Below are 19,014 nucleotides of genomic sequence, written 5' to 3' on the forward strand. Positions count from 1 at the left end.
GCGGTGTCACGGTGCGCGAAAGCCGTGCGGGCCGCTGGTGGCCGGCGGCGCTGGGGCTGGGGCTGGCGGTGCTGGCGCTCGGCCCGGCGCTGGGCTGGGGGCTGGTGCTCCGGTACGACCTCCTCTTCGTGCCCGATCCGCCCCTGTGGCCCGACCGCGGCGGTTTCCCCCGGGCGGTGCCCAGCGACCTGGTCGTGGCGCTGCTGTCCAGGGCGTTGCCCGTGGAGATCGTGCAGAAGGCGGCCCTGGTCGGCGTGTTCGTGCTGGCCGCGAGCGGGGCGGCGGCGCTGGTGCCGCCGGAGCGCAGGCTCGCCCGGCTGGTGGCGGCCGCGTTCTACGCCTGGAACCTCTACCTCGCCCAGCGGCTCATGCTCGGCCAGTGGGCCCTGCTCCTGGGCGTGGCCGGGCTGCCCTGGGCGATCCGCGCGCTCACCTGGGAGGACGCACGCCCGAGGACGCTTCGGGCGGATTTCGCGCGGTCCGGGCGGTTGGCGGTGGCGTTGTTGCCCGCGGCGGTGGGTGGCTTCCAGGCGATGCTGGTGTCCTGGCTCACCCTGATGCCGATCGCCGTCGCCCGGCGCAGGGTGCCGGTCGCCGCCGGGGTGCTGGTCGCGTTCAGCCTGCCGTGGGCGGTGCCCGCGCTCGGCTCGGGCGCCGTGACCGACCCGGCGGGCGTGGACGCGTTCGCGGCCCGCGCCGACGGGCCCTTCGGCGTGCTGGGCAGCCTGCTCTCGCTCGGCGGCATCTGGAACGCCGAGGCCGGGCTGCCGGGCCAGGAGGCGTGGTGGACGGCGACCGCCCGGCTCCTCCTGGTCCTCGCCGGCCTGTACGGCTACGCCCGCCTCCGCTCGGCCCCCGAGCGGCCCGCCTGGTGGGGCGGCCTGGCGGTGGCAGCGGCCGCCGGGTTCTGCGTCGCCGGGCTGGGCGCGTTCCAGCCGGGACGGGAGGCGCTCAAGTGGCTCATCGCCCTGTGGCCGGGGTTCGGGCCGCTGCGCGACGGCCAGGTCCACCTGGCTCCGCTGGCCCTGCTGACGGCGGTCGGCCTGGCCTCGCTCCTGCGGTCGGGCGCGCTCGCGCTGGTCGGGGTGCTGGCCCCGGTGCTGGCCCTGCCGACGTTCGCGCTGGGCGCGTTCGGCCGGCTGGAGGCGGTGACGTACCCGGCGGAATGGACGGCGGTCCAGCGGATCGTGGACGGTGACCCCGCGCCGGGCGCGCTGGTGTCGCTGCCGTGGGGCGCCCACCGGGCCTTCGCCTGGAACGGCGGCCGGGTGGTGCTCGACCCGGCGACCAAGTTGTTCCGGCGCCGGGTGCTCTGGGACGACACGTTGCTGGTCGGCCTGCCCGGCGGCGGCCGGCTGCGGGTGCGCGGCGAGGACCCGCTGAACCGCCGTACCGGCGACCTGCTGGCCGCCCGCGCCTACGGCGAGCTGCCCGCCAGGTATCTCCTCATGGCCGCGGGCGAGAACGGGTTCCCGTCCGCGCCGCCCGGTTGGAGAACGGTCTTCGACGGCAAAGAGCTGCGCTTGCTGCGGCGTTGACCGGCTGTTTCATGATGTACCGGAGGGTAACTTGCTTTATCACGGTTTGACCAATGTTATGGATTCAAGACGAAACACGTTCTAGTCTCGGCACACCGCGTCACCGGAAGGAAGGGAGAGCTTCGTGTTGCGACTTCTCGTGGCCCTGGCGATAGGAGCCCTGCTGGCGGTCGGAGCCTCCGTCGCGGTGGTCAACGTGGCCTCACCGTCGCTCACCCCGCCCAACCAGCCGCTCTACAACTACGGCACCAGGTGATCCATCCCGCTTGACGCGGGGCCATGCACAGCGAGCACGGAGTGTGGCTCCGCCATGCCCTCATGCCCGCCGACGAGGAGTGATGGTGGTCTTTACCGGTGAGCGCAAGGCGGACACGGCACGGCTGATCGAGCCGCGGACGAGCGACGCGACGGCGGACGAGCGGCCACTCGCGGGCGTCCGCGTGGCGATGCTCAACTTCCGCGAACCCCACCAGTCCACGGCCGGCGGCGCCGAGGAGTACGCCTGGCAGGTCAGCCGGTTCCTGCTGACCCAGGGCGCCTCGGTCGTGTTCGTCACCGGCCGCCAGCGCGGGCAGCGCCGCGCCGAGGTGCTCGACGGCGTCGACCTGCGCAGGATGGGCAACCCGTACCTCGTCTACCTGCTGATCCCGCTCTGGCTGCTGATCCACCGGCGGCGCGTGGACGTCGTCATCGACACCATGAACGGCATCCCGTTCTTCTCCCCGCTCGTCGTCCGCCGCCGCACGCCCGTGATCAGCCTCGTGCACCACGTCCACGACCGGCAGTTCCACGCCTTCCTGCCCGCCTGGCTGGCCCGGATCGGCTGCTTCGTGGAGGGCGAGGTGGCCCGACTGGTCTACCGTCGCTGCCTGACGATCACCGTCTCGGAGTCGTCGAGGCGCGACCTGGCCACGAAGCTGCGCTGGCTCGCGCCGGTCACCGTCGTGCCGAACGGCTGCGCCGAGCCCGTGCGGAGCGAGCCGCCGGCCGCCGCGGGCGAGCCCGCCCTCGTGTACGCCGGCCGCCTGATCGGCCACAAGCGCATCGAGCGCGTCGTGGACCTGGCCGCCGAGCTCGGCGACGCCTGGCCGGGCCTGCGGGTGCACGTCGTGGGCCGCGGTCCCGAGCACGACGCCCTGGCCGCGCGGATCTCCGGCCGGGGCCTGGACGGCCGGGTCGAGCTGCACGGCTTCCTGCCCGAGCCGCGCAAGAACGCCCTGCTGGCCGCCGCCCGGCTGAACGTGACGGCCTCGGAGTTCGAGGGCTGGGGGCTGACCGTGATCGAGGCCGCCGCGCTCGGCGTGCCGACCGTGGCCTACGACGTGGCCGGGCTGCGCGACTCCGTGCGGGACGGCGTCACCGGCTGGCTCGTCCGGGACGGCGAGAGCCTGGCCGAGGTGACCGGCCGCGCGCTGGCGGAGCTGGCCGACCCGCGGCGGCGGGCGGAGGTGGCCGCGGCCTGCCGTACCTGGGCCGGGGAATTTACGTGGGCCCGAACTGGGGCTAGCATGACCGGACTTATCCTGGCGAAACTCCAAGATTGCGGCGGAGCCCCTCAGTGACCCAAGCCTCGCCTGGACCCCCGGGGGAACGCGGGGACTCCACCGTCGAGAGCTACGAGGCCCGGATCAGGCACAGGTTGCGGCTGCTCGCCTCCTGTCTGCTGCTCGGCGCCATCGCGTTCAACACCTCGACCGAGAAGATCATCCCCGAGACGAAGCTCGACATGGCGGTCAACCCGCTGGGCTTCCTCGGCCGGGCGCTGCACCTGTGGGACGGCGCCTACTTCGGCCACCTGCAGAACCAGGCGTACGGCTACCTGTTCCCGATGGGCCCGTTCTACGCGATCTTCCTCAAGCTGGGCATGGAGTCGTGGGCCGTCCAGCGGCTGTGGATGTCGCTCGTGCTGTGCGTCGCCTTCCTCGGCGTGGTCCAGCTCGCCCGCGCGTTCGGCGTCGGCGGCCCGCACACCCGCGTCCTGGCCGGCTTCGTGTACGCGCTCGCGCCGCACGCCCAGGCGCTCATCGGCATCAACTCCTCGGAGTTCCTGCCCAGCGCCGTGCTGCCGTGGATCCTGCTCCCGCTGGTCAAGGGGGCCAAGGGCGAGCTGACGTCGCGCCGGTCGGCCGCGCTGTCGGCGTTCGCCTTCCTGTTCTGCGGCGGCGTCAACGCGGTGGCCGAGGCGGCCGTGCTCGTGGTGCCGATGGTGTACCTGCTGACCAGGCGCGGCGGGCCGGTCAAGCGCCGGCTGATCGCCTGGTGGCTGCCGCTGGTCGCGCTGGCCTCGCTGTGGTGGGCCGTCCCGCTGCTCACGCTCGGCGGCTACATCTTCTCCTTCCTGCCCTACATCGAGACCGCCACCGCGACGACCGGCGTGACGTCGCTGGTCAACGCGCTGCGCGGCACGTCGAGCTGGCTCAGCTTCCTGACCGTGGACGGCCAGACCTGGCTGCCCGACGCCCACCAGCAGTCCACCGTCCCCTGGCTGATCGTGGTCACCGCCGCCGTGGCCGCGCTCGGCCTGGCCGGGCTCACCCTGCTCCGGCTGCCCGAACGGCCGTTCCTGCTGATCAGCCTGCTGTGCGGGATCGCGATCATCACCACCGGCCATCCCGGCACGCCGCACGAGCAGTTCATGGTCGGGCTGCTCGACGGCCCGCTCGCCGCCTTCCGCAACCTGCACAAGTTCGACGCGCTGATCCGGCTGCCCGTCGCGCTCGGCCTCGCCGGGCTGCTCTCACTGGCCCGCCCGCGCCTGCGCACGCCCCTGACCGTGCTGGCCGCCGGGCTCGTGACCCTGTCGGGCCTGCCCATCCTGTACGCCGGCCTCGCCCCCGCCGGCGGCTTCACCGCCATCCCCGACTACTGGCGGCAGGCCATCACCTGGCTCAACCGCAACGCCGGCGACGGCATGGTGCTGGCCGTGCCGGGCGCCAAACGCGGCGAGTACCTCTGGGGCCGTCCCCTGGACGAGCCGCTGCAGGCGCTCTCGCAGGCCCGCTGGGCCACGCACACGATCGTGCCGTGGGGCTCGGCCGGCATCTCGCGGCTCATGGCCGCCGTGGACGACCGCCTGGCCACCGGCAAGGGCTCGCCGGGGCTGGCCGCCACGCTGCGCCGGATGGGGGTTTCGTACCTGGTGGTCCGGAACGACCTGGACCGGGCGACGATCGGCACGGCCTGGCCGGTCCGGGTGCACCAGGCGCTGGAGGACTCGCCCGGCGTCTCGCTCGTGGCCCGGATGGGACCGGGCGTCGGCATCGCCCAGTACGGCCGGGCCGCCGCCTGGCTGGACCAGCCGTACCCGGCCGTCGAGATCTACCGCGTGGCCGGCGCCGCGCCGCTGGTCGGCACCGTGGACGCCACCCGCCCGCTGCGCGTCGGCGGCGCGCCGGAGTCCGTGCTCTCCCTGGCCGAGCAGGGCCTCCTGGACGACGACCGGCCCGTCCTGCTCAACGACGACGCGGGCGTGGTCAAGGTGCCCGCGCACGACACGATCCTGACCGACACGCTGCGCCGCAGGGAGGTCGCCTTCGCCGACCTGCGCCGCAACGCCAGCGCCACGCTCACCGCCGACGAGCCCCTGCGCGGCAGCTCGCCCTCCAACGACCTGCTCGACCCCGGCTGGGCGCGGTACGTCTCCACGGCGGGCCTCACCGGCGTCGCGGGCGTCACCGCCTCCAGCTCCGAGGCCGACGTCGGCGCCGCCGCGGGCAGCCGCGAGCCCGGCCACCAGCCCTTCGCCGCCCTGGACGGCGACCGGCGCACGAGCTGGCGCTCCACCGGCTGGAACGGCGCCGTCGGCGAGTGGCTGGAGGTGACCTTCGCCGACCCGCTGACCATCCCCACGATCCAGGTGGCGTTCGAGAACTCGCCGATCGGCCCGCCGCCCAGCGAGGTCGTCGTGGAGACCGGCGCCGGTTCGCTGCGCCAGAAGGTGCGCGCGACGGCCGACCCGCAGGAGCTGGCCGTGCCGAAGGGGCCGGTCGAGCGGCTGCGGGTGAAGGTCGTCGCCACCGCGTACGAACCGGCCAACCGCCTCGGCGGCCGGGTCGGCATCACCGAGCTCGGCATCCCCGGCGTCCGGCCCGGACGCTCGATCGTCGTGCCCGACCCGCGCGAGGACACCGGTGAGCCGGCCACGATCGCGGTCGCCAGGACCGGCGACGTGCCCGGCTGCGTCCGGGGCTCGGCCGCCTGGAGCTGCGCCAAGGGCCACGAGGTGCTGGGCGACGACGGCAACGACTTCGACCGCGCCTTCGTCACCGGCAAGGACGGCGCGTACGGCATCTCGGGCCGCGCCACGGTCACCGACCGCGCGACGATCGAACGCCTCAGCACGCTGCCCGGCGACTCCCTGAGCGTGCGCGCCTCCTCCACCGCGGTGGACAGCGGCGCGGCGGGCGGCCGCTGGGCCTTCGACGGCGACCCGAAGACGGCCTGGTTCGCCGACCCGCTCGACCCCAGGCCCACGCTGAACGTCGAGCTGGCCCGCGAGAAGAAGCTGTCGCAGATCCGCGTCATCACGCCCGACTCCTACTTGGGCGCCCCTCCCGTCCGGGTGACGATCCGCGCGGAGGGCGGCGTCCGGCAGAGCTGGGTCGGCACGGACGGGCTCGTCCGCTTCCCCGAGATGACGGCCAGGAAGGTCGCGCTGGAGTTCGGGGCGTCGGGCGGCCGGCCCATCGAGATCAGCGACGTGGCCTTCCCCGGCGTGCGGCCGCTCGGCGCGCTGACCGGCTTCAGGCTCACGCTGCCGTGCGGCTTCGGGCCGACGCTCACCATCGACGGCAACGAGGTGCACACCGCCGTCACCGGCGGTACCCTGCACGACGTGGTCACCGGCCGGCCGGTGACCTTCGAGACCTGCGAACGGCTCCAGCTCGTGGCCGGTCCGACCCGGCTGTCCGTGCGGCCGGGGGAGTCGTACCGGGTCGAGTCGGCCGTCGTGCGGCACGAGCCGGGCAGCCCCGCCGCCGGGCCCACCGTCATGCGGCGCACGCCGGTCACCAAGTGGGCGGCCGGCGAGCGGGTCGTCCAGGTGAACGTCCAGGACGACGCCTACCTGGTGGTCAACGAGAACTTCAACGCCGGCTGGAAGGCCACGCTGGGGGCCGCGGCGCTCAAGCCGGTCCGGCTCGACGGCTGGCGGCAGGCCTGGTTCCTGCCCGCGTTCACGGCCGGGACGGTGACGCTCACCTACCAGCCGGACGAGCCGTACCGGGCGGGGCTCGCCGCGGGTGGGGCGCTGGCGCTGCTCGTCGCCGGGCTGGCCCTGGTGGGCAGGGGCCGGCCGGGACGCCATCTGGCGCCCGTCCTGGCCGCCCGGCCGCGGGTCCGGCATGTCGCGGTCTTCGCCGTGGCGCTCGGCTACTGGGTCGGCGGCCCGGCCGGGGCGGGCGTGGCCGGGGTGGCGTTCGTGCTGAGCGCCTGGTCGCGTCCGCTGCGGGAGGCCGAGCACCTGCGCGGGCGGCGGCGCTGGACCCTGCTGCTCGGGCCGCCCGGCGGGCTCGCGCTCTACCTGGCCGCCACGGTCGCGGTGGCGCTCGGCGCGGGCGGCCTGTGGGCGCAACTGCTCTGCCTGCCGCTGCTCGGGCAGCTCCTCGTCGAGGTGGCGGCCAGGCGCGCGCCGGTCAGGCAGACCACCGTACCGATCACCGTCGCCGCAGGCGGCCCGACCATGACGAGTGTTCCGTGACCGACACGATCAAGCCGCGTCCGGGGACCGTCATCACGGTTCCCGGCCCGGTGGCGCGTGCCGCCCGCTGGGTCCGCCGCCACGGTGTCCTGCTGGCCGGGCTCGTGCTCATCGCCGCCGCGGTGGCGGGCAAGGCGGCCGTCGTCCAGGAGGCGTACTTCAAGGAGGACGACTACGAGTTCGTGGCCAGGGCGATGGAGAGCGACCTGTCCTTCGACTACCTGACCCGGATCCACTTCGGCCAGTTCATGCCGGGCGGCTTCCTGGTGGCCTGGCTGGTCTCCCGGCTGCACCCCTTCGACTGGGGGTGGGCGGCCGGCACGGTGCTGGCGCTGCACGCCCTGGCCGCCCTGGGCGTGCTGCGCATGCTGCGGGTGGTGTTCGGCCGGCGGCCGGCGACGCTGGTGCCGCTGCTGGTCTTCCTGCTCGCGCCGGTGACCGTGCCCGCGCTCGCCTGGTGGGCGGCCGGGCTCAACACCGTGTTCCTCCAGGTCGCGCTGCCCATGGCGGTCGCCTCGCACTGGCATCACCTGCGGACGGGCCGGCTGCGGCACGCCGTGGCCGCGGCGCTGTGGGTGCTGGTCGGGCTGCTGGGCTTCGTCAAGGGGTTCGCGCTGCCGCTGCTGCTGTTCGCCCTCACTGCGATCTACCACGGCGGCCTGCGCGCCGCGCTGCGCCGCCACCTGGCCGCCTGGGCCATGTACGTCACCGTCCTGGTGGCCTTCGGCGCGCTCTACGTCCAGCGGTCGTTGTCGGCGCCGAACACCGGGGCGCTGCCGATCTTCGACCAGGCCCTGGGCTTCCTGTGGGAGCTGCTGGGCAAGACGTTCGCCACCACCGTGCTCGGCGGGCCGTGGCGGTGGTTCGCGGGCGGTGACTGGGGGGTGGCCTCGCCGCCGCTGCCGCTGGTGGTCGCCTCCCTCGTCGTCCTGGCCGCGCTGGTGGTGGTCACCAGCCGGTACCGCAGGCGGGCGATCCTGGCCTGGGCCACGCTGCTGGGCTACCTGCTCGTCGCGGACGCGCTGCCGGTGTTGTGGGGACGCGTGCACCTGCTGGGCTCGTTCGTCGGCACCGACACCCGGTACGTTGCCGACGCCGTCCCGCTGCTCGCGCTGGTCGTGGGCCTGGTGCTGCTGCCGCTGCGCGGCGAGGAGGAGCCGTACCGCAGGGCGCTGCCGGCGCGGGAGCGGGTGACGGGGGCGGCCGGGGCGATGCTCGGGCTGTTCGCGGGCGCGTCACTGGTCACGGTGACGCTCTTCGCCGGGTACATGGGGGCCGAGCGGCGGCACGACTACATCGAGACCGCCCGCGCCGAGCTGGCCAGGGCGGCCCCCGACAGCGTGATCTACGACCGGCTGGTGCCGACGGAGGTGCTGCCGAACTCGTACCGGGCCTACAGCCTGACCTCGCGGGTGCTGGGCGCGCTGGCCACGCCCGCGCTCAGGGCCAGGATGCAGGCGCCGCCCGCCGCGCTCGACGGCCTGGTCTTCGACGACCAGGGCCGGCTGCGGCCGGTGGACGTGCAGGGCATCCCGCTCGTGCCCACGACCCGCGACCGGTGCTGGCCGGTGACCGGCGGGACCGTCCAGGTGCCGCTGGACAACCGCGTCACCCGGGTCGAGGGCACCCTGGTCAGGCTGGGTTACGCGGCCCGGTCCGACACGACGGTCACCCTGTGGATGGGCGACCGCGCCACCGACATGAAGCTGCGCGCGGGCTTCGGCAGGGTCTTCGTGCTGGCCGTGCCCGGCGCGGACCGGATCGTCGTGCACGACGTGCCGCCCGGCCTGTGCCTGGGCGACGTGACGCCGGGACAGGCGGTGCCCCGGCCGTGACCGCCCCGAGCCGAAGGAGCCTCGCGTTGGTGCTGGCCGCCGTGGGGGCCTTCCTGCTGACGCTCATCCCCCTGAGCCGCCTGTACGTCTACGACCGCGTGCTCAAGGCCCCCCTGGAACAGCAGAGCATGACCAGGGCGACCGCCGGGTCCGCCACGTACGTGGACCCGGCGACCATGCGGCAGACGACCGGCGACCTGGTCCAGACCCGGTGGCTGATCGGCGACGTGCTGGCCGGCGACGACGACCGCGCGGTGTGGGGCGAGTCGGTCTCCCTGGCCACCCGCGACGGCCACCGCCTGGACTACCACGAGCGCCGCCTGGCCTTCGACCGGCGTACCGGCGAGATCGTGAACTGCTGTGGCGAGTACCTGGACGAGGACGTCTCCGTCCGGCAGACCGGGCAGGCCTTCCGCTGGCCGTTCAACGCGGAGCGCCGCGACTACCCGCTGTTCGACCTGCGCCTGCGCCGCCCGGTCACGGCCGCCTTCGACGGGGTCGAGCGGGTGCGCGGCGTCGAGACCTACCGCTACGTCCAGCGCACGCCGCGCCAGCTGGTGCCCGGCGAGACGCCGCCGCTGCCGCGCCGCCTGCTGGGCCTGCCCGGCAAGGGCGACGTCGGCCTCGGCCGCTACGCCGAGATCCGGCGCACGTACTGGGTCGAACCGGTCAGCGGCCTGCCCGTCAGGACGCTGGAGGAGGTGACCGAGACGCTGGTCACCGCGGACGGCCGGGGCCGCCTGACCGCCCTCGACGCGGCCTTCCGCACCGCCGAGCCGGACGTGGCCGCCGCCCTGGCGACGGCGGCCGCCTACCGGCGCTGGATCCTGCTGCTCGGCACGGTGGCGCCGATCGGCGGCGGCCTGCTCGGCGCGGGCTGCGTGGGAGCCGCCCTGTGGATGTCGCGGCGGCGCTCACCTGCGGCGCAGGACGAGGAGCAGGTTCCAGGTGACCAGCTCGCGGACGCCAGGTAGGTGGACGACGTGCCTGGCCCAGCGTGGGTGGTAGCGGGGGACCGCGTCGAGGACCTCCACGTCGCGCCGCCCGCGCGCCCAGGCCAGCGGCTTGGCCACGCCGATGGCGTACATGCTCTCGCCGTAGACGTTCTTGGGCGGCTTGCCGTGGGTGCGGGCGTAGCGGCGGGCGGCGTAGTGGCCGCCGAGATAGTGCCAGGGGGAGGTCTCGTGGCCGCCCCAGGGCGAGAACCAGATCGTGTACGACAGGTAGACCACGCCGCCCGGCCGGGTCACCCGGACCATCTCGTCGGCCATCCGCAGCGGGTCGGGCACGTGTTCCAGCACGTTGGAGGAGAAGCACACGTCCACCGAGCCGGTGGCGAGCGGCAGGTCGAGCGCGCTGCCGAGCACGGCGTCGCGGGGCGGCACGCCGTCGCGCAGGCGCATCTCACCGGCGTCGCAGTCGACGCACAGGGGCCGCGCGCCGACCGCGCGCAGGGCGTCGGCGAAGTAGCCGGGGCCGCCGCCGATGTCGGCCACGGTCGCGCCGGCCAGGTCGGTGTAGGTGGCGAGCTGGGCCACCGTGTCCCTGGCCAGGGTGCCGTAGAAGAAGTCGGGGTCGCTCTGCTCCAGACGGAAGGCGCGCAGCAACCGGACGGATCTGCCGAGATCCGCTCGGAACGGTTCGGTGTCCACGGCGCGGAGCTTACTGCAGTGGAGGGATACGTCCATGGCTGAAGACGTCAAGCGAGCCGAGCCCTTCCAGATCACCATCCCGGCGGTGCGCACCGGGCCGGTCATCGGCGTGGGCCTGCTGATCGTGCTGATCTCGCTGGTGTTCCGGGCGAGCCTGCTCAGCAAGGCCTACTTCGTCGAGGACGACTTCCTCTTCGTGGCCGGGGCCGGCGACAGCGGGCCGACCTGGGAGTACCTGATGAGGGTGCACAAGGGGCACCTCATGCCGGGCGCGCTCGGCCTGGTGTGGCTGCTCACGTCGGTCGCGCCGTACAGCTGGGCGCTGGTGTCGTTCGTGACCGTCGCGATCCAGGGGGCCGCCTCGGTCATGTTCCTGGTGCTGCTGCGGCGGCTGTTCGGCGACCGGGCGGCGGTGCTCGCCGCGCTGACCGTCTATGCGTTCGCGCCGCTCACCGTGCCCGCCATGAGCTGGTGGTCGGCCGCGCTCAACGCCGTGCCGCTGCAGCTCGCGCTGATCGCGGCGCTGGCCGCGCACGTCAGGTACGTACGCGAGGGCAAGGGCCGCTGGCGGGCCCTGGCCTGGACCGCCGTCGGGATGGCCTTCTCCACCAAGGGGGTGTTCATCCCGTTCGTGGTGCTCGGCGTCAGCAGCGCCTACCTCGGCCGGGGCCTGTGGGGCCGCGCCCTGCTCGCCGAGCTGCGCAGGCCCGTCTGGTGGGCGCACGGCCTGCTGCTGGCCGGGTACGCGCTGCTCTACTGGCTGCGCCGGGACACCGCCGGGGCCGACGCGCTGACCGGCCCGAAGGCCGAGGTGGTCCCGGGGCTGCTGCGCAGGCTGCTGGGCGAGACCTTCCCCACGGGGGCGGTCGGCGGCCCGCTGCGCTGGGGCGGCGTCACCTCGACCGGCGGGCTGGCCGACCCGGCCCCGGTGACCGTGGCCGTGGCGTGGGCGGTGCTCGCGGCGCTGGTCGTGGTGACCTGCGTGTACCGCAGGCGCGCCTGGCGGGCGTGGGCGATCCTGGCGGCCTACGTGGTGGTCGCCGACGCGGTGCCCACCGTGATCGCGCGGGCCACCGCCTGGGACCTGGTCGGCGCCGAGACCCGGTACGTCGCCGACGCCGCCGTGCTCTTCGCGCTCTGCCTGGCGCTGGCCGTCATGCCGGTGGAGGACGAGCCCGACGCCGTACGCCGGCCGGCGCCGCCGAGCATGCCGGCCGTCGGCGGCGCGCTGACCGCCGTCTTCCTCGTCGTGTCGCTGATCTCGATCAACACCTTCGGCGACACGCTCACCGGCGACCGGGTCAGGACTTATCTGGACAACGCCAGGGCCTCGCTGGCCGCGGCGGCGGGGGAGGCCGACATCTACGCCCGTCCGGTGCCGCCGGAGATCGTCCTGCCGTGGAACGGGGAGCGCCGGATGACCTCGTACGTGCTGGCGCCGCTGGTCGACGCCGAGACCAGGGAGCGCATGCGCGACCCGCGGCCCTCGTCGGAGCCGTACGTGCTGGACGACACGGGCAAGCTCGTCCTGGTGGGGCGGGTGGTGCCGTTCTTCGACGCGGTCAAGGGCCGCAGGTGTTACCCGGCGGGCAAGGAGTTCCCGGTCGAGTCCTTCGGCGGGCCCGGCGTGGTGGTGGCCATGTCGTACGTCAGCCCGCGGCCCGTGCAGGTCGTGGTGGAGGTCGGCGAGGCCCAGCGGGCGGCCACGCTGCCCGCGACCGGCGCCATGGGCGCGCTGTTCTACGTGCCGCACGACGGGCCGGGCAGGGGCATGCGGATCACCGCGGCCGGTGCGCAGGGTCAGGCGTTCTGCCTCAGGGCGGTGGCCTTCGGCGAGCCGGGCCCGGCAGCGCGCTGAGGCACCAGGCGGATCAGCCGCCTGGCGGGCTCCTCCACGTAGCGGTGGGTGAGCCCGGCCATGGTGACCGTGATGGCGGTGACGGCGACCAGGTTGACCAGGAGGTTGCCGGTCCACGGCCGCTGGCCGGTGAAGTCGTACCAGAGGTAGAGGATGACGAACTGCCACAGGAAGACGCCGTAGGAGATCTGGCCCAGGTAGCTCATCACCCGGCCGCCGAGCAGCTCGTGCACCCGCGTGGGCCGTCCGGCCGCCAGCGCGGCCGGGGCGACCAGGCAGAAGGCGACGAGCGTGTAGAGGCCCTGCTCGGTGAACGCGGTCCAGATGCTGCCCAGGCCCACCGCGCGCGGCCCGGTGAGCGGCGTGGCGGCGATGAGGTAGGCCAGGCCCGCGATGACCCACAATGTGCCCCAGGAGGAGGCCAGCGCGGCGCTCAGCCGCCGTGCGCGGCCGTCCTCGGCCCTGGCCCAGACGGTCAGCACGGCCAGCGCCATGCCGGGCACGAAGAACGTCCAGGAGCGCGGCAGCCACACGTTCATCCAGGGCCGGTAGTCGGGGAAGTACTCGAAGACCGTGTACACGTAGGACAGCGCGCCGAAGGCGGCCAGGCCGATGAGCAGCCGCCGTCCCCTGGTCCGCAGGTCGGGAGCGCCGCGCAGGGCGAATCTGCGCAGCACCGCCGCCATCAGCGGGAGCGTGAGGTAGAAGGTCAGCTCGACCGCGAGGCTCCACATCTGGCCGAGCCCCTGGGGGCCGAGGCCGTACCACCAGGGGGTGATGTCGTAGGTGTGCACGAGGAACAACATCTGCGCCCACGTCCAGGGGTCGGCCCGGTGCGCGTCGCCCCACAGCAGCAGCGCCACGGCGACCACCAGCCAGTACGCCGGCATGATTCGGAAGAAGCGTTTCCACAGGTAGCGCCGCGTGTCCGGAGCCCGGTCGCCGAGCAGCACCTCCGCCGCCCACGGCCGGTACAGCAGCAGGCCGGAGAGCGTGAAGAAGATGGGCACGCCGATCTCGCCCCTGGACAGCACGCCGCCCAGGAACCCCGGGTCCAGCGCCGTCCCCGCCTCCATGGACACGTGGAACAGCAGGACGGCGAAGGCGGCCACGGCGCGCACGCCGTCGAGCGAGGTCTGGTGTCCTGAGACCACCGGCACCCCGCTCGAAGTAGAACCTGTTTCGGTCACGTTTCCGCATCCCTGGTGACGTCGGTCACTCGTCGCAATAACATACCGGCGAGTAGGTAGTTCGTTTCAGTACTTAACCACCCAAACAGGCGTCAGTGCACCTGCGCACATGGAGGGTCCATGAACCGGGTCGTCGTTGGCAGCGTCCTCATCGCCGTCGGGGCATTCCTCATCGTTCTGGCTCCCCTGGTACGTCTCCAGGTCGCGCCCGCCTTCATGGCCGCCAAGGGCGACCAGTACAGCATCAGCAAGCTGCACGCGACGGGCGCCCAGTACTTCAGCATCCCGGACGGCAAGGTGCTGACCGCCGACCTCGACATCATCGTGACCACCCGCGGCGACGTGAAGGAGGCCAACGACGACCGCGTCGTCTGGGACGAGTTCACCGCCGTCAACGACGTCACCAACAGCAAGCCGGGCATCAACTTCAGCGAGCGGCGCAGCGCCTTCGACAAGCGCTCCGGCGTCGGCCTCAACTGCTGCGGCGCCAGCATCGACAAGGCCCCGGTGCAGCTGCAGGGCCAGATCTACAAGTTCCCGTTCGACGTGGAGAAGAAGACCTACCAGGTCTTCAACGCCAGCGCGGGCAAGGCGTTCGACGCCAGGTTCGTCGGCGAGGAGCAGGTCAACGGGCTGGCCACGTACAAGTTCGAGCAGACCGTCCCCGAGACCAGGACGCAGACGCTGAACGCGCCCGCCGCCTGGTTCGGCATGGGCACCTCGGGCGACGTGCAGCTGAACCGGTTCTACTCCGGCACCGTCACCTACTGGATCGAGCCCACCACCGGCGCGCCCGTCAGGCAGGAGCAGGTGCGCAACGAGGTGCTCAAGAGCCAGGACGGCATCGAGCGCTCCAAGGCGTTCGTGGCCACCGCCAAGATGACCGACGACACGGTCAAGGGCCTGGTCGACAGCGCCTCCGAGGGCAAGAGCCAGATCAACCTGATCAGGACCACGCTGCCGATCGTGCTCGGCGTGGTCGGGGTCGTCCTGCTCCTGGGCGGCCTGCTGCTCGCCCTGCGCGGCCGCCGGTCCGCATGAGCCAGGGCGTGGTCGCCCGGCCCTGGTCGCCCGCGCCCGCGCTGGCCCTGGTCAGGGCGGCCCGGCCGCGCCAGTGGCTGAAGAACCTGCTCGTCCTGGCCGCCCCCATGGCGGCCGGGGTGCTCGGGCAGCCGGGCCGCCTGCTCGCGGCGCTGCTCGTCCTGGCCGCGTTCTGCCTGGCCGCCAGCGGCTCCTACCTGCTGAACGACGCCTCCGACGTGGAGGCCGACCGGCTGCACCCGCGCAAGCGCCGCCGGGCCGTCGCCTCCGGCGCGGTGTCGGTGCGCACGGTCCGGGTGGCGGGCGTCGTCCTGCTGGTCCTCGGGCCGGCGGTCGCCGCGCTCACCGGCGGCTGGCAGGCGCCCGCGGTCGTCGCCGGGTACGTCGCCCTGACCCTGGCCTACACGACCTGGCTCAAGCACCAGGAGGTCGTGGACCTCATCGCGGTCGCCGGATGCCACGTGATCAGGGCCTACGCCGGCGCCGTCGCCGTCGGGGTGCCGGTGACCGGCTGGTTCCTCGTGGTCGTCTCGCTGGCCGCGCTGCAGCTCGTGGCCGGCAAGCGCGAGGCCGAGCTGCGGTCGCGGGGCGTGTCGGGGACGCGGGCCACGCTCGCCGCCTACCCGGCCGCGTACCTGACGCACGTGCGGATCATGGCGTCCGGGGCGATGATCGTCACGTACTGCCTGTGGGCGCTGAACGCGCATGAGAACGTGTTCTACGGGCTGAGCATCGTCCCGTTCCTGCTCCTGGTGCTCCGGCACAACCTGCTCGTCGAGCGGGGCGGCGGCGAGGAGCCCGAGGAGCTGGTGATCCGCGACCGGCCCACCCTCGTCTTCGCCGCCGCGCTGGTCGTCCTGGTGGGGCTGGGGATCTACGCGTGAGCACGTTCCTCACCGGCTGGGGCCGCACCTCGCCCACGCCCGCCGTGCTGCGGCGCCCGCGCTCCCTGGCCGAGCTGCGCGACCTGGTGGTGGCCGCGCCGGGCCGCGGTGTCGTCGCCCGCGGGCTCGGCCGCTCGTACGGCGACGCCGCCCAGAACGCCGGCGGCCTCGTCCTCGACTGCACCGGCCTGGACGCCTGGAGCTTCGACGAGCACACCGGCGTCGTGACCGCGGCCGGCGGGGTCAGCCTGCACGAGGTGATGACGGCGCTGGTGCCCCGCGGCTGGTTCGTGCCCGTGAGCCCCGGGACCAGGCACGTCACGGTCGGCGGGGCCGTCGCGGCCGACGTGCACGGCAAGAACCACCACCGCGACTCCTCCTTCGGCGCGCACGTCCGCTCCCTCACCCTGGTGACCGCCGACGGCGCCGCCAGGGTGCTGCGCCCCGGCGACCCGCTCTTCCGGGCGACCGTCGGCGGCATGGGGCTGACCGGGGTGGTGGCCGAGGCGACGTTCGGCTGCGTGCCCGTCGAGACGGCCCGGATGCGGGTGGACGTACGGCGCACCGCCGACCTGGACGAGACGCTCGACGTCATGACCCGCACCGACGACCGCTACCGCTACACGGTGGCCTGGATCGACCTGCTGGCCCGCGGCCGCCGGATGGGCCGCAGCGTCCTGACCAGGGGCGACCACGCGCCGCGCGATGCGGACGAGCAACCGCCGGTCTTCGCGCCGCGTGCCCGGCTGCACGCGCCGCCGTGGGTGCCGGACGGCCTGCTCAACGGGCTCAGCGTGCGGGCGTTCAACGAGGTCTGGTACCGCAGGGCGCCGCGCAGCGCGACGATCACGCAGGGCATCGCGCCGTTCTTCCACCCGCTCGACTTCGTCGAGGGCTGGAACCGCATGTACGGCTCGCGCGGCTTCGTGCAGTACCAGTTCGTGGTGCCGTTCGGCGCGGAGGAGACGTTGCGCGGCATCGTCGGCTCGTTGTCGGCGCACGGGACGGTGTCGTTCCTGACCGTGCTCAAGCGCTTCGGCCCTGGTTCGGGCGGGTTCCTGTCCTTCCCCGTGCCCGGCTGGACCCTGGCCCTGGACATCCCGGCCGGTCAGCGCGGCCTGAGCGGGCTCCTGCGCGGCTTCGACGAGCGCGTCGCGCAGGCCGGAGGACGGGTGTACCTGGCCAAGGACGCGCGGCTGCGCGCCGACATGATGGCGGCGATGTACCCCGAACTGGAACGATGGCGGAGCATCAGGGACGAGGCCGACCCGGAGGGCCTGTTCCGCTCGGACCTGTCCAGGAGACTACGACTGTGACCACCACTTCTGACGCCCGCCGCGCAGCCGCCGCTCCGGGGCGGAGGGCGGCGTGAGGAACGCGCTCGGGGCCGTGGACAGCGTGCTGCTGCTGGGCGGGCGGAGCGAGATCGGCCTGGAGATCGTCCGGCTGCTGGTCGGGCTGGGCGCGACCAGGGTCGTGCTGGCCGCCAGAGGCGAGCTCACGCCGCCCGCGGACCTCGCGGCCAAGGTGCACGTCCTGCCGTTCGACGCGCTGGACGTGGGGTCGCACGCCGCCGTCCTGGCCAGGGCCGTGAAGCTGGTGGGCGACCTCGACGTGGTGATCTCCGCGTTCGGGGTGCTCGGCAGCCAGGACGACTACGACGCCGACCCGGCCGCCGCCGCCGAGGCCGTCGCGGTGAACTACGGCGGCCACGTCTCCGTGGACCTGCACGCCGCCAGGGTCCTGCGCGAGCAGGGGCACGGCATCCTCGTGGTGCTCTCGTCGGTCGCCGGGGCCCGGGTGCGCAAGGCCAACTTCGTCTACGGCTCGGCCAAGGCCGGGCTCGACGGGTTCGCGCAGGGGCTCGGCGACGCGCTGCACGGGTCGGGCGCCCGCGTGCTGATCGTCCGTCCGGGTTTCGTGATCGGCCGGATGACGAAGGGCCTGCCGCCGGCGCCGCTGTCCTCGACGCCCCGCCAGGTGGCCCTGGCCACCGTGCGCGCGCTGCGCGAGGGCGCGTCGTCCGTGTGGGTGCCGCGGGCGCTCGGCCCGGCGTTCGGCCTGCTGCGCCTGCTGCCCCGGACGCTCTGGCGCCGGCTGCCGCGCTAGAACGCGTTCCAAGCCGGAAGCCGCCCGACAAAAGGTTCTAGAGTAGAACGCGTTGCAGTTTAGCCGTGGCGCGGCTTATCGTCGGGCCATGCGGACACGGGTCACGGACATGTTCGGAATCGAGCTCCCGATCTTCGCCTTCAGCCACTGCAGGGACGTGGTCGCCGCGGTCAGCCGCGCGGGCGGCATGGGAGTGCTCGGCGCGCTCTACTTCACCCCGGAAGAGCTCGAAATGGAGCTCAAGTGGATCGACGACCACGTCGACGGCAAACCGTACGGGGTGGACGTGGTCATGCCCGCCTCCTACGAGGGCGCCGACTTCGCCCCTGAGGAGCTGGTCGGCCGCCTGCAGGCGATGATCCCCGAGGGGCACCGTGCGTTCGTCGAGAACCTGCTGGGCAGGCACGGCGTGCCGCCCCTGTCGTCCGACGCCGACCCCGGCCGGGTCCTGCTCGGCTGGACCGACGCGACCGCGCGTCCCCAGGTCGAGGTCGCGCTCCGCCATCCCATCGCCCTCCTGGCCAACGCCCTCGGCCCGCCCCCGGCCGACGTCGTGGAGCTCGCCCACCGGCACGGCGTCAAGGTCGCCGCCCTCGCCTCGACCCCGCGGCACGCGCTCAAGCAGGTCGAGGTCGGCGTGGACGTCGTCGTCGCCCAGGGCACCGAGGCCGGCGGCCACACCGGCGAGATCTCGACCATGGTGCTCATCCCGCAGGTGGTGGACGCCGTGGACGTCCCCGTCCTCGCGGCGGGCGGCATCGGGAACGGCCGGCAGATGGCGGCCGGCATGGCGCTGGGCGCGGAGGGCGTCTGGACCGGCTCCCTCTGGCTCACCGTCGAGGAGGCCGACACCCCAGAGGTGGCCAGGCGCCGCATCCTGGAGGCCACCTCGCGCGACACCGTGCGCTCCCGGAGCTGGACCGGCAAGCCCGCTCGCCTGCTCAGGAACGAGTGGACCGAGGCGTGGGAGTCGCAGGAGTCGCCGGGCACGCTGCCGATGCCGCTGCAGTTCATGCTGGTCTCGGACGCCCTGCGCCGGATCGGCCGCTCGGACGCCTCGGAGCTGGCCACGTTCCCCGCCGGGCAGGTCATCGGCCTCACCAACCAGGTGCGCTCGACGAAGGACGTGGTGTTCGGGCTCGTGGAGGAGTACGCCGAGGCCCTGGAACGCCTCGACCGCATCACCCGGGACTGATCGCCCGGCTGTTA

Annotated in this window: 14 protein-coding genes; 12 read left to right on the top strand and 2 right to left on the bottom strand. The window is 73.6% G+C overall.

The window, feature by feature from the left end; genetic code table 11:
• The first annotated feature begins 11 nt into the window (after positions 1-11).
• From ABZ459_RS14580 to ABZ459_RS14605, 6 genes are all read left to right on the top strand, one after another.
• The gene (locus ABZ459_RS14580; RefSeq protein WP_357970376.1) at positions 12-1,538 is read left to right on the top strand and encodes a hypothetical protein; all 1,527 of its coding nucleotides are present in this window, start codon (positions 12-14) and stop codon (positions 1,536-1,538) included.
• A 124-nt stretch (positions 1,539-1,662) separates the two neighbouring features.
• Entirely contained in the window at positions 1,663-1,794 is a 132-nt protein-coding gene (locus ABZ459_RS14585; protein ID WP_260477562.1) for a hypothetical protein, read from the top strand.
• Between the two features lie 82 nt (positions 1,795-1,876).
• Entirely contained in the window at positions 1,877-3,100 is a 1,224-nt protein-coding gene (locus ABZ459_RS14590) for a glycosyltransferase family 4 protein (RefSeq protein WP_357970378.1), read from the top strand.
• The gene (locus ABZ459_RS14595) at positions 3,097-7,236 is read left to right on the top strand and encodes an alpha-(1->3)-arabinofuranosyltransferase family protein (protein WP_357970381.1); all 4,140 of its coding nucleotides are present in this window, start codon (positions 3,097-3,099) and stop codon (positions 7,234-7,236) included. Before ABZ459_RS14590 ends, ABZ459_RS14595 begins: the two co-directional genes overlap by 4 nt.
• On the top strand, positions 7,233-9,071 hold the full coding sequence (locus ABZ459_RS14600) for a hypothetical protein (protein ID WP_357970382.1): 1,839 nt from the start codon (positions 7,233-7,235) through the stop codon (positions 9,069-9,071). The genes ABZ459_RS14595 and ABZ459_RS14600 overlap by 4 nt, the downstream gene beginning before the upstream one ends.
• Before the next feature lie 29 nt (positions 9,072-9,100).
• Positions 9,101-10,045, top strand: a complete 945-nt coding sequence (locus ABZ459_RS14605) for a DUF3068 domain-containing protein (protein ID WP_357970672.1) — start codon at positions 9,101-9,103, stop codon at positions 10,043-10,045.
• Here ABZ459_RS14605 and ABZ459_RS14610 read toward each other — a convergent pair.
• Positions 9,986-10,723, bottom strand: coding sequence for a methyltransferase domain-containing protein (locus ABZ459_RS14610; RefSeq protein ID WP_357970384.1), 738 nt, complete (start codon positions 10,721-10,723; stop codon positions 9,986-9,988). The genes ABZ459_RS14605 and ABZ459_RS14610 overlap by 60 nt on opposite strands.
• Before the next feature lie 34 nt (positions 10,724-10,757).
• Here ABZ459_RS14610 and ABZ459_RS14615 point away from each other — a divergent pair, with 34 nt between their 5' ends.
• Positions 10,758-12,581, top strand: coding sequence for a hypothetical protein (locus ABZ459_RS14615; RefSeq protein WP_357970386.1), 1,824 nt, complete (start codon positions 10,758-10,760; stop codon positions 12,579-12,581).
• On the opposite strand, the gene ABZ459_RS14620 is transcribed toward ABZ459_RS14615, so the two are convergent.
• Positions 12,524-13,771, bottom strand: a complete 1,248-nt coding sequence (locus ABZ459_RS14620; protein WP_357970389.1) for an acyltransferase — start codon at positions 13,769-13,771, stop codon at positions 12,524-12,526. The two genes, ABZ459_RS14615 and ABZ459_RS14620, sit on opposite strands and share 58 nt — an antisense overlap.
• Before the next feature lie 120 nt (positions 13,772-13,891).
• Between ABZ459_RS14620 and ABZ459_RS14625 the strand changes: the two genes are divergently transcribed.
• The 5 genes from ABZ459_RS14625 to ABZ459_RS14645 all read left to right on the top strand — a co-directional run bounded on the left by ABZ459_RS14625 (position 13,892) and on the right by ABZ459_RS14645 (position 19,000).
• Complete coding sequence (locus ABZ459_RS14625) at positions 13,892-14,812, top strand: DUF3068 domain-containing protein (RefSeq protein ID WP_357970392.1); 921 nt, start codon at positions 13,892-13,894, stop codon at positions 14,810-14,812.
• The gene (locus ABZ459_RS14630; protein ID WP_357970394.1) at positions 14,809-15,696 is read left to right on the top strand and encodes a decaprenyl-phosphate phosphoribosyltransferase; all 888 of its coding nucleotides are present in this window, start codon (positions 14,809-14,811) and stop codon (positions 15,694-15,696) included. The genes ABZ459_RS14625 and ABZ459_RS14630 overlap by 4 nt, the downstream gene beginning before the upstream one ends.
• Positions 15,693-17,012, top strand: a complete 1,320-nt coding sequence (locus ABZ459_RS14635) for an FAD-binding oxidoreductase (RefSeq protein ID WP_357970396.1) — start codon at positions 15,693-15,695, stop codon at positions 17,010-17,012. Before ABZ459_RS14630 ends, ABZ459_RS14635 begins: the two co-directional genes overlap by 4 nt.
• Before the next feature lie 52 nt (positions 17,013-17,064).
• The gene (locus tag ABZ459_RS14640) at positions 17,065-17,805 is read left to right on the top strand and encodes an SDR family NAD(P)-dependent oxidoreductase (protein ID WP_357970399.1); all 741 of its coding nucleotides are present in this window, start codon (positions 17,065-17,067) and stop codon (positions 17,803-17,805) included.
• Between the two features lie 88 nt (positions 17,806-17,893).
• Positions 17,894-19,000 carry a nitronate monooxygenase family protein gene (locus ABZ459_RS14645; RefSeq protein ID WP_357970402.1) on the top strand — a complete coding sequence of 369 codons (1,107 nt, stop codon included), beginning with the start codon at positions 17,894-17,896 and terminating at the stop codon, positions 18,998-19,000.
• Positions 19,001-19,014 lie beyond the last annotated feature (14 nt).

The sequence above is a fragment of the Nonomuraea sp. NPDC005692 genome (assembly GCF_040631115.1).
Lineage (GTDB): Bacteria > Actinomycetota > Actinomycetes > Streptosporangiales > Streptosporangiaceae > Nonomuraea.

Excerpts from the sequence above, each read along its gene's own strand:
- ABZ459_RS14590 (WP_357970378.1), top strand. The coding sequence starts at position 1,877 with ATGGTGGTCTTTACCGGTGAGCGCAAGGCGGACACGGCACGGCTGATC.
- ABZ459_RS14615 (WP_357970386.1), top strand. The coding sequence starts at position 10,758 with ATGGCTGAAGACGTCAAGCGAGCCGAGCCCTTCCAGATCACCATCCCG.
- ABZ459_RS14625 (WP_357970392.1), top strand. The coding sequence starts at position 13,892 with ATGAACCGGGTCGTCGTTGGCAGCGTCCTCATCGCCGTCGGGGCATTC.
- ABZ459_RS14630 (WP_357970394.1), top strand. The coding sequence starts at position 14,809 with ATGAGCCAGGGCGTGGTCGCCCGGCCCTGGTCGCCCGCGCCCGCGCTG.
- ABZ459_RS14645 (WP_357970402.1), top strand. The coding sequence starts at position 17,894 with ATGCGGACACGGGTCACGGACATGTTCGGAATCGAGCTCCCGATCTTC.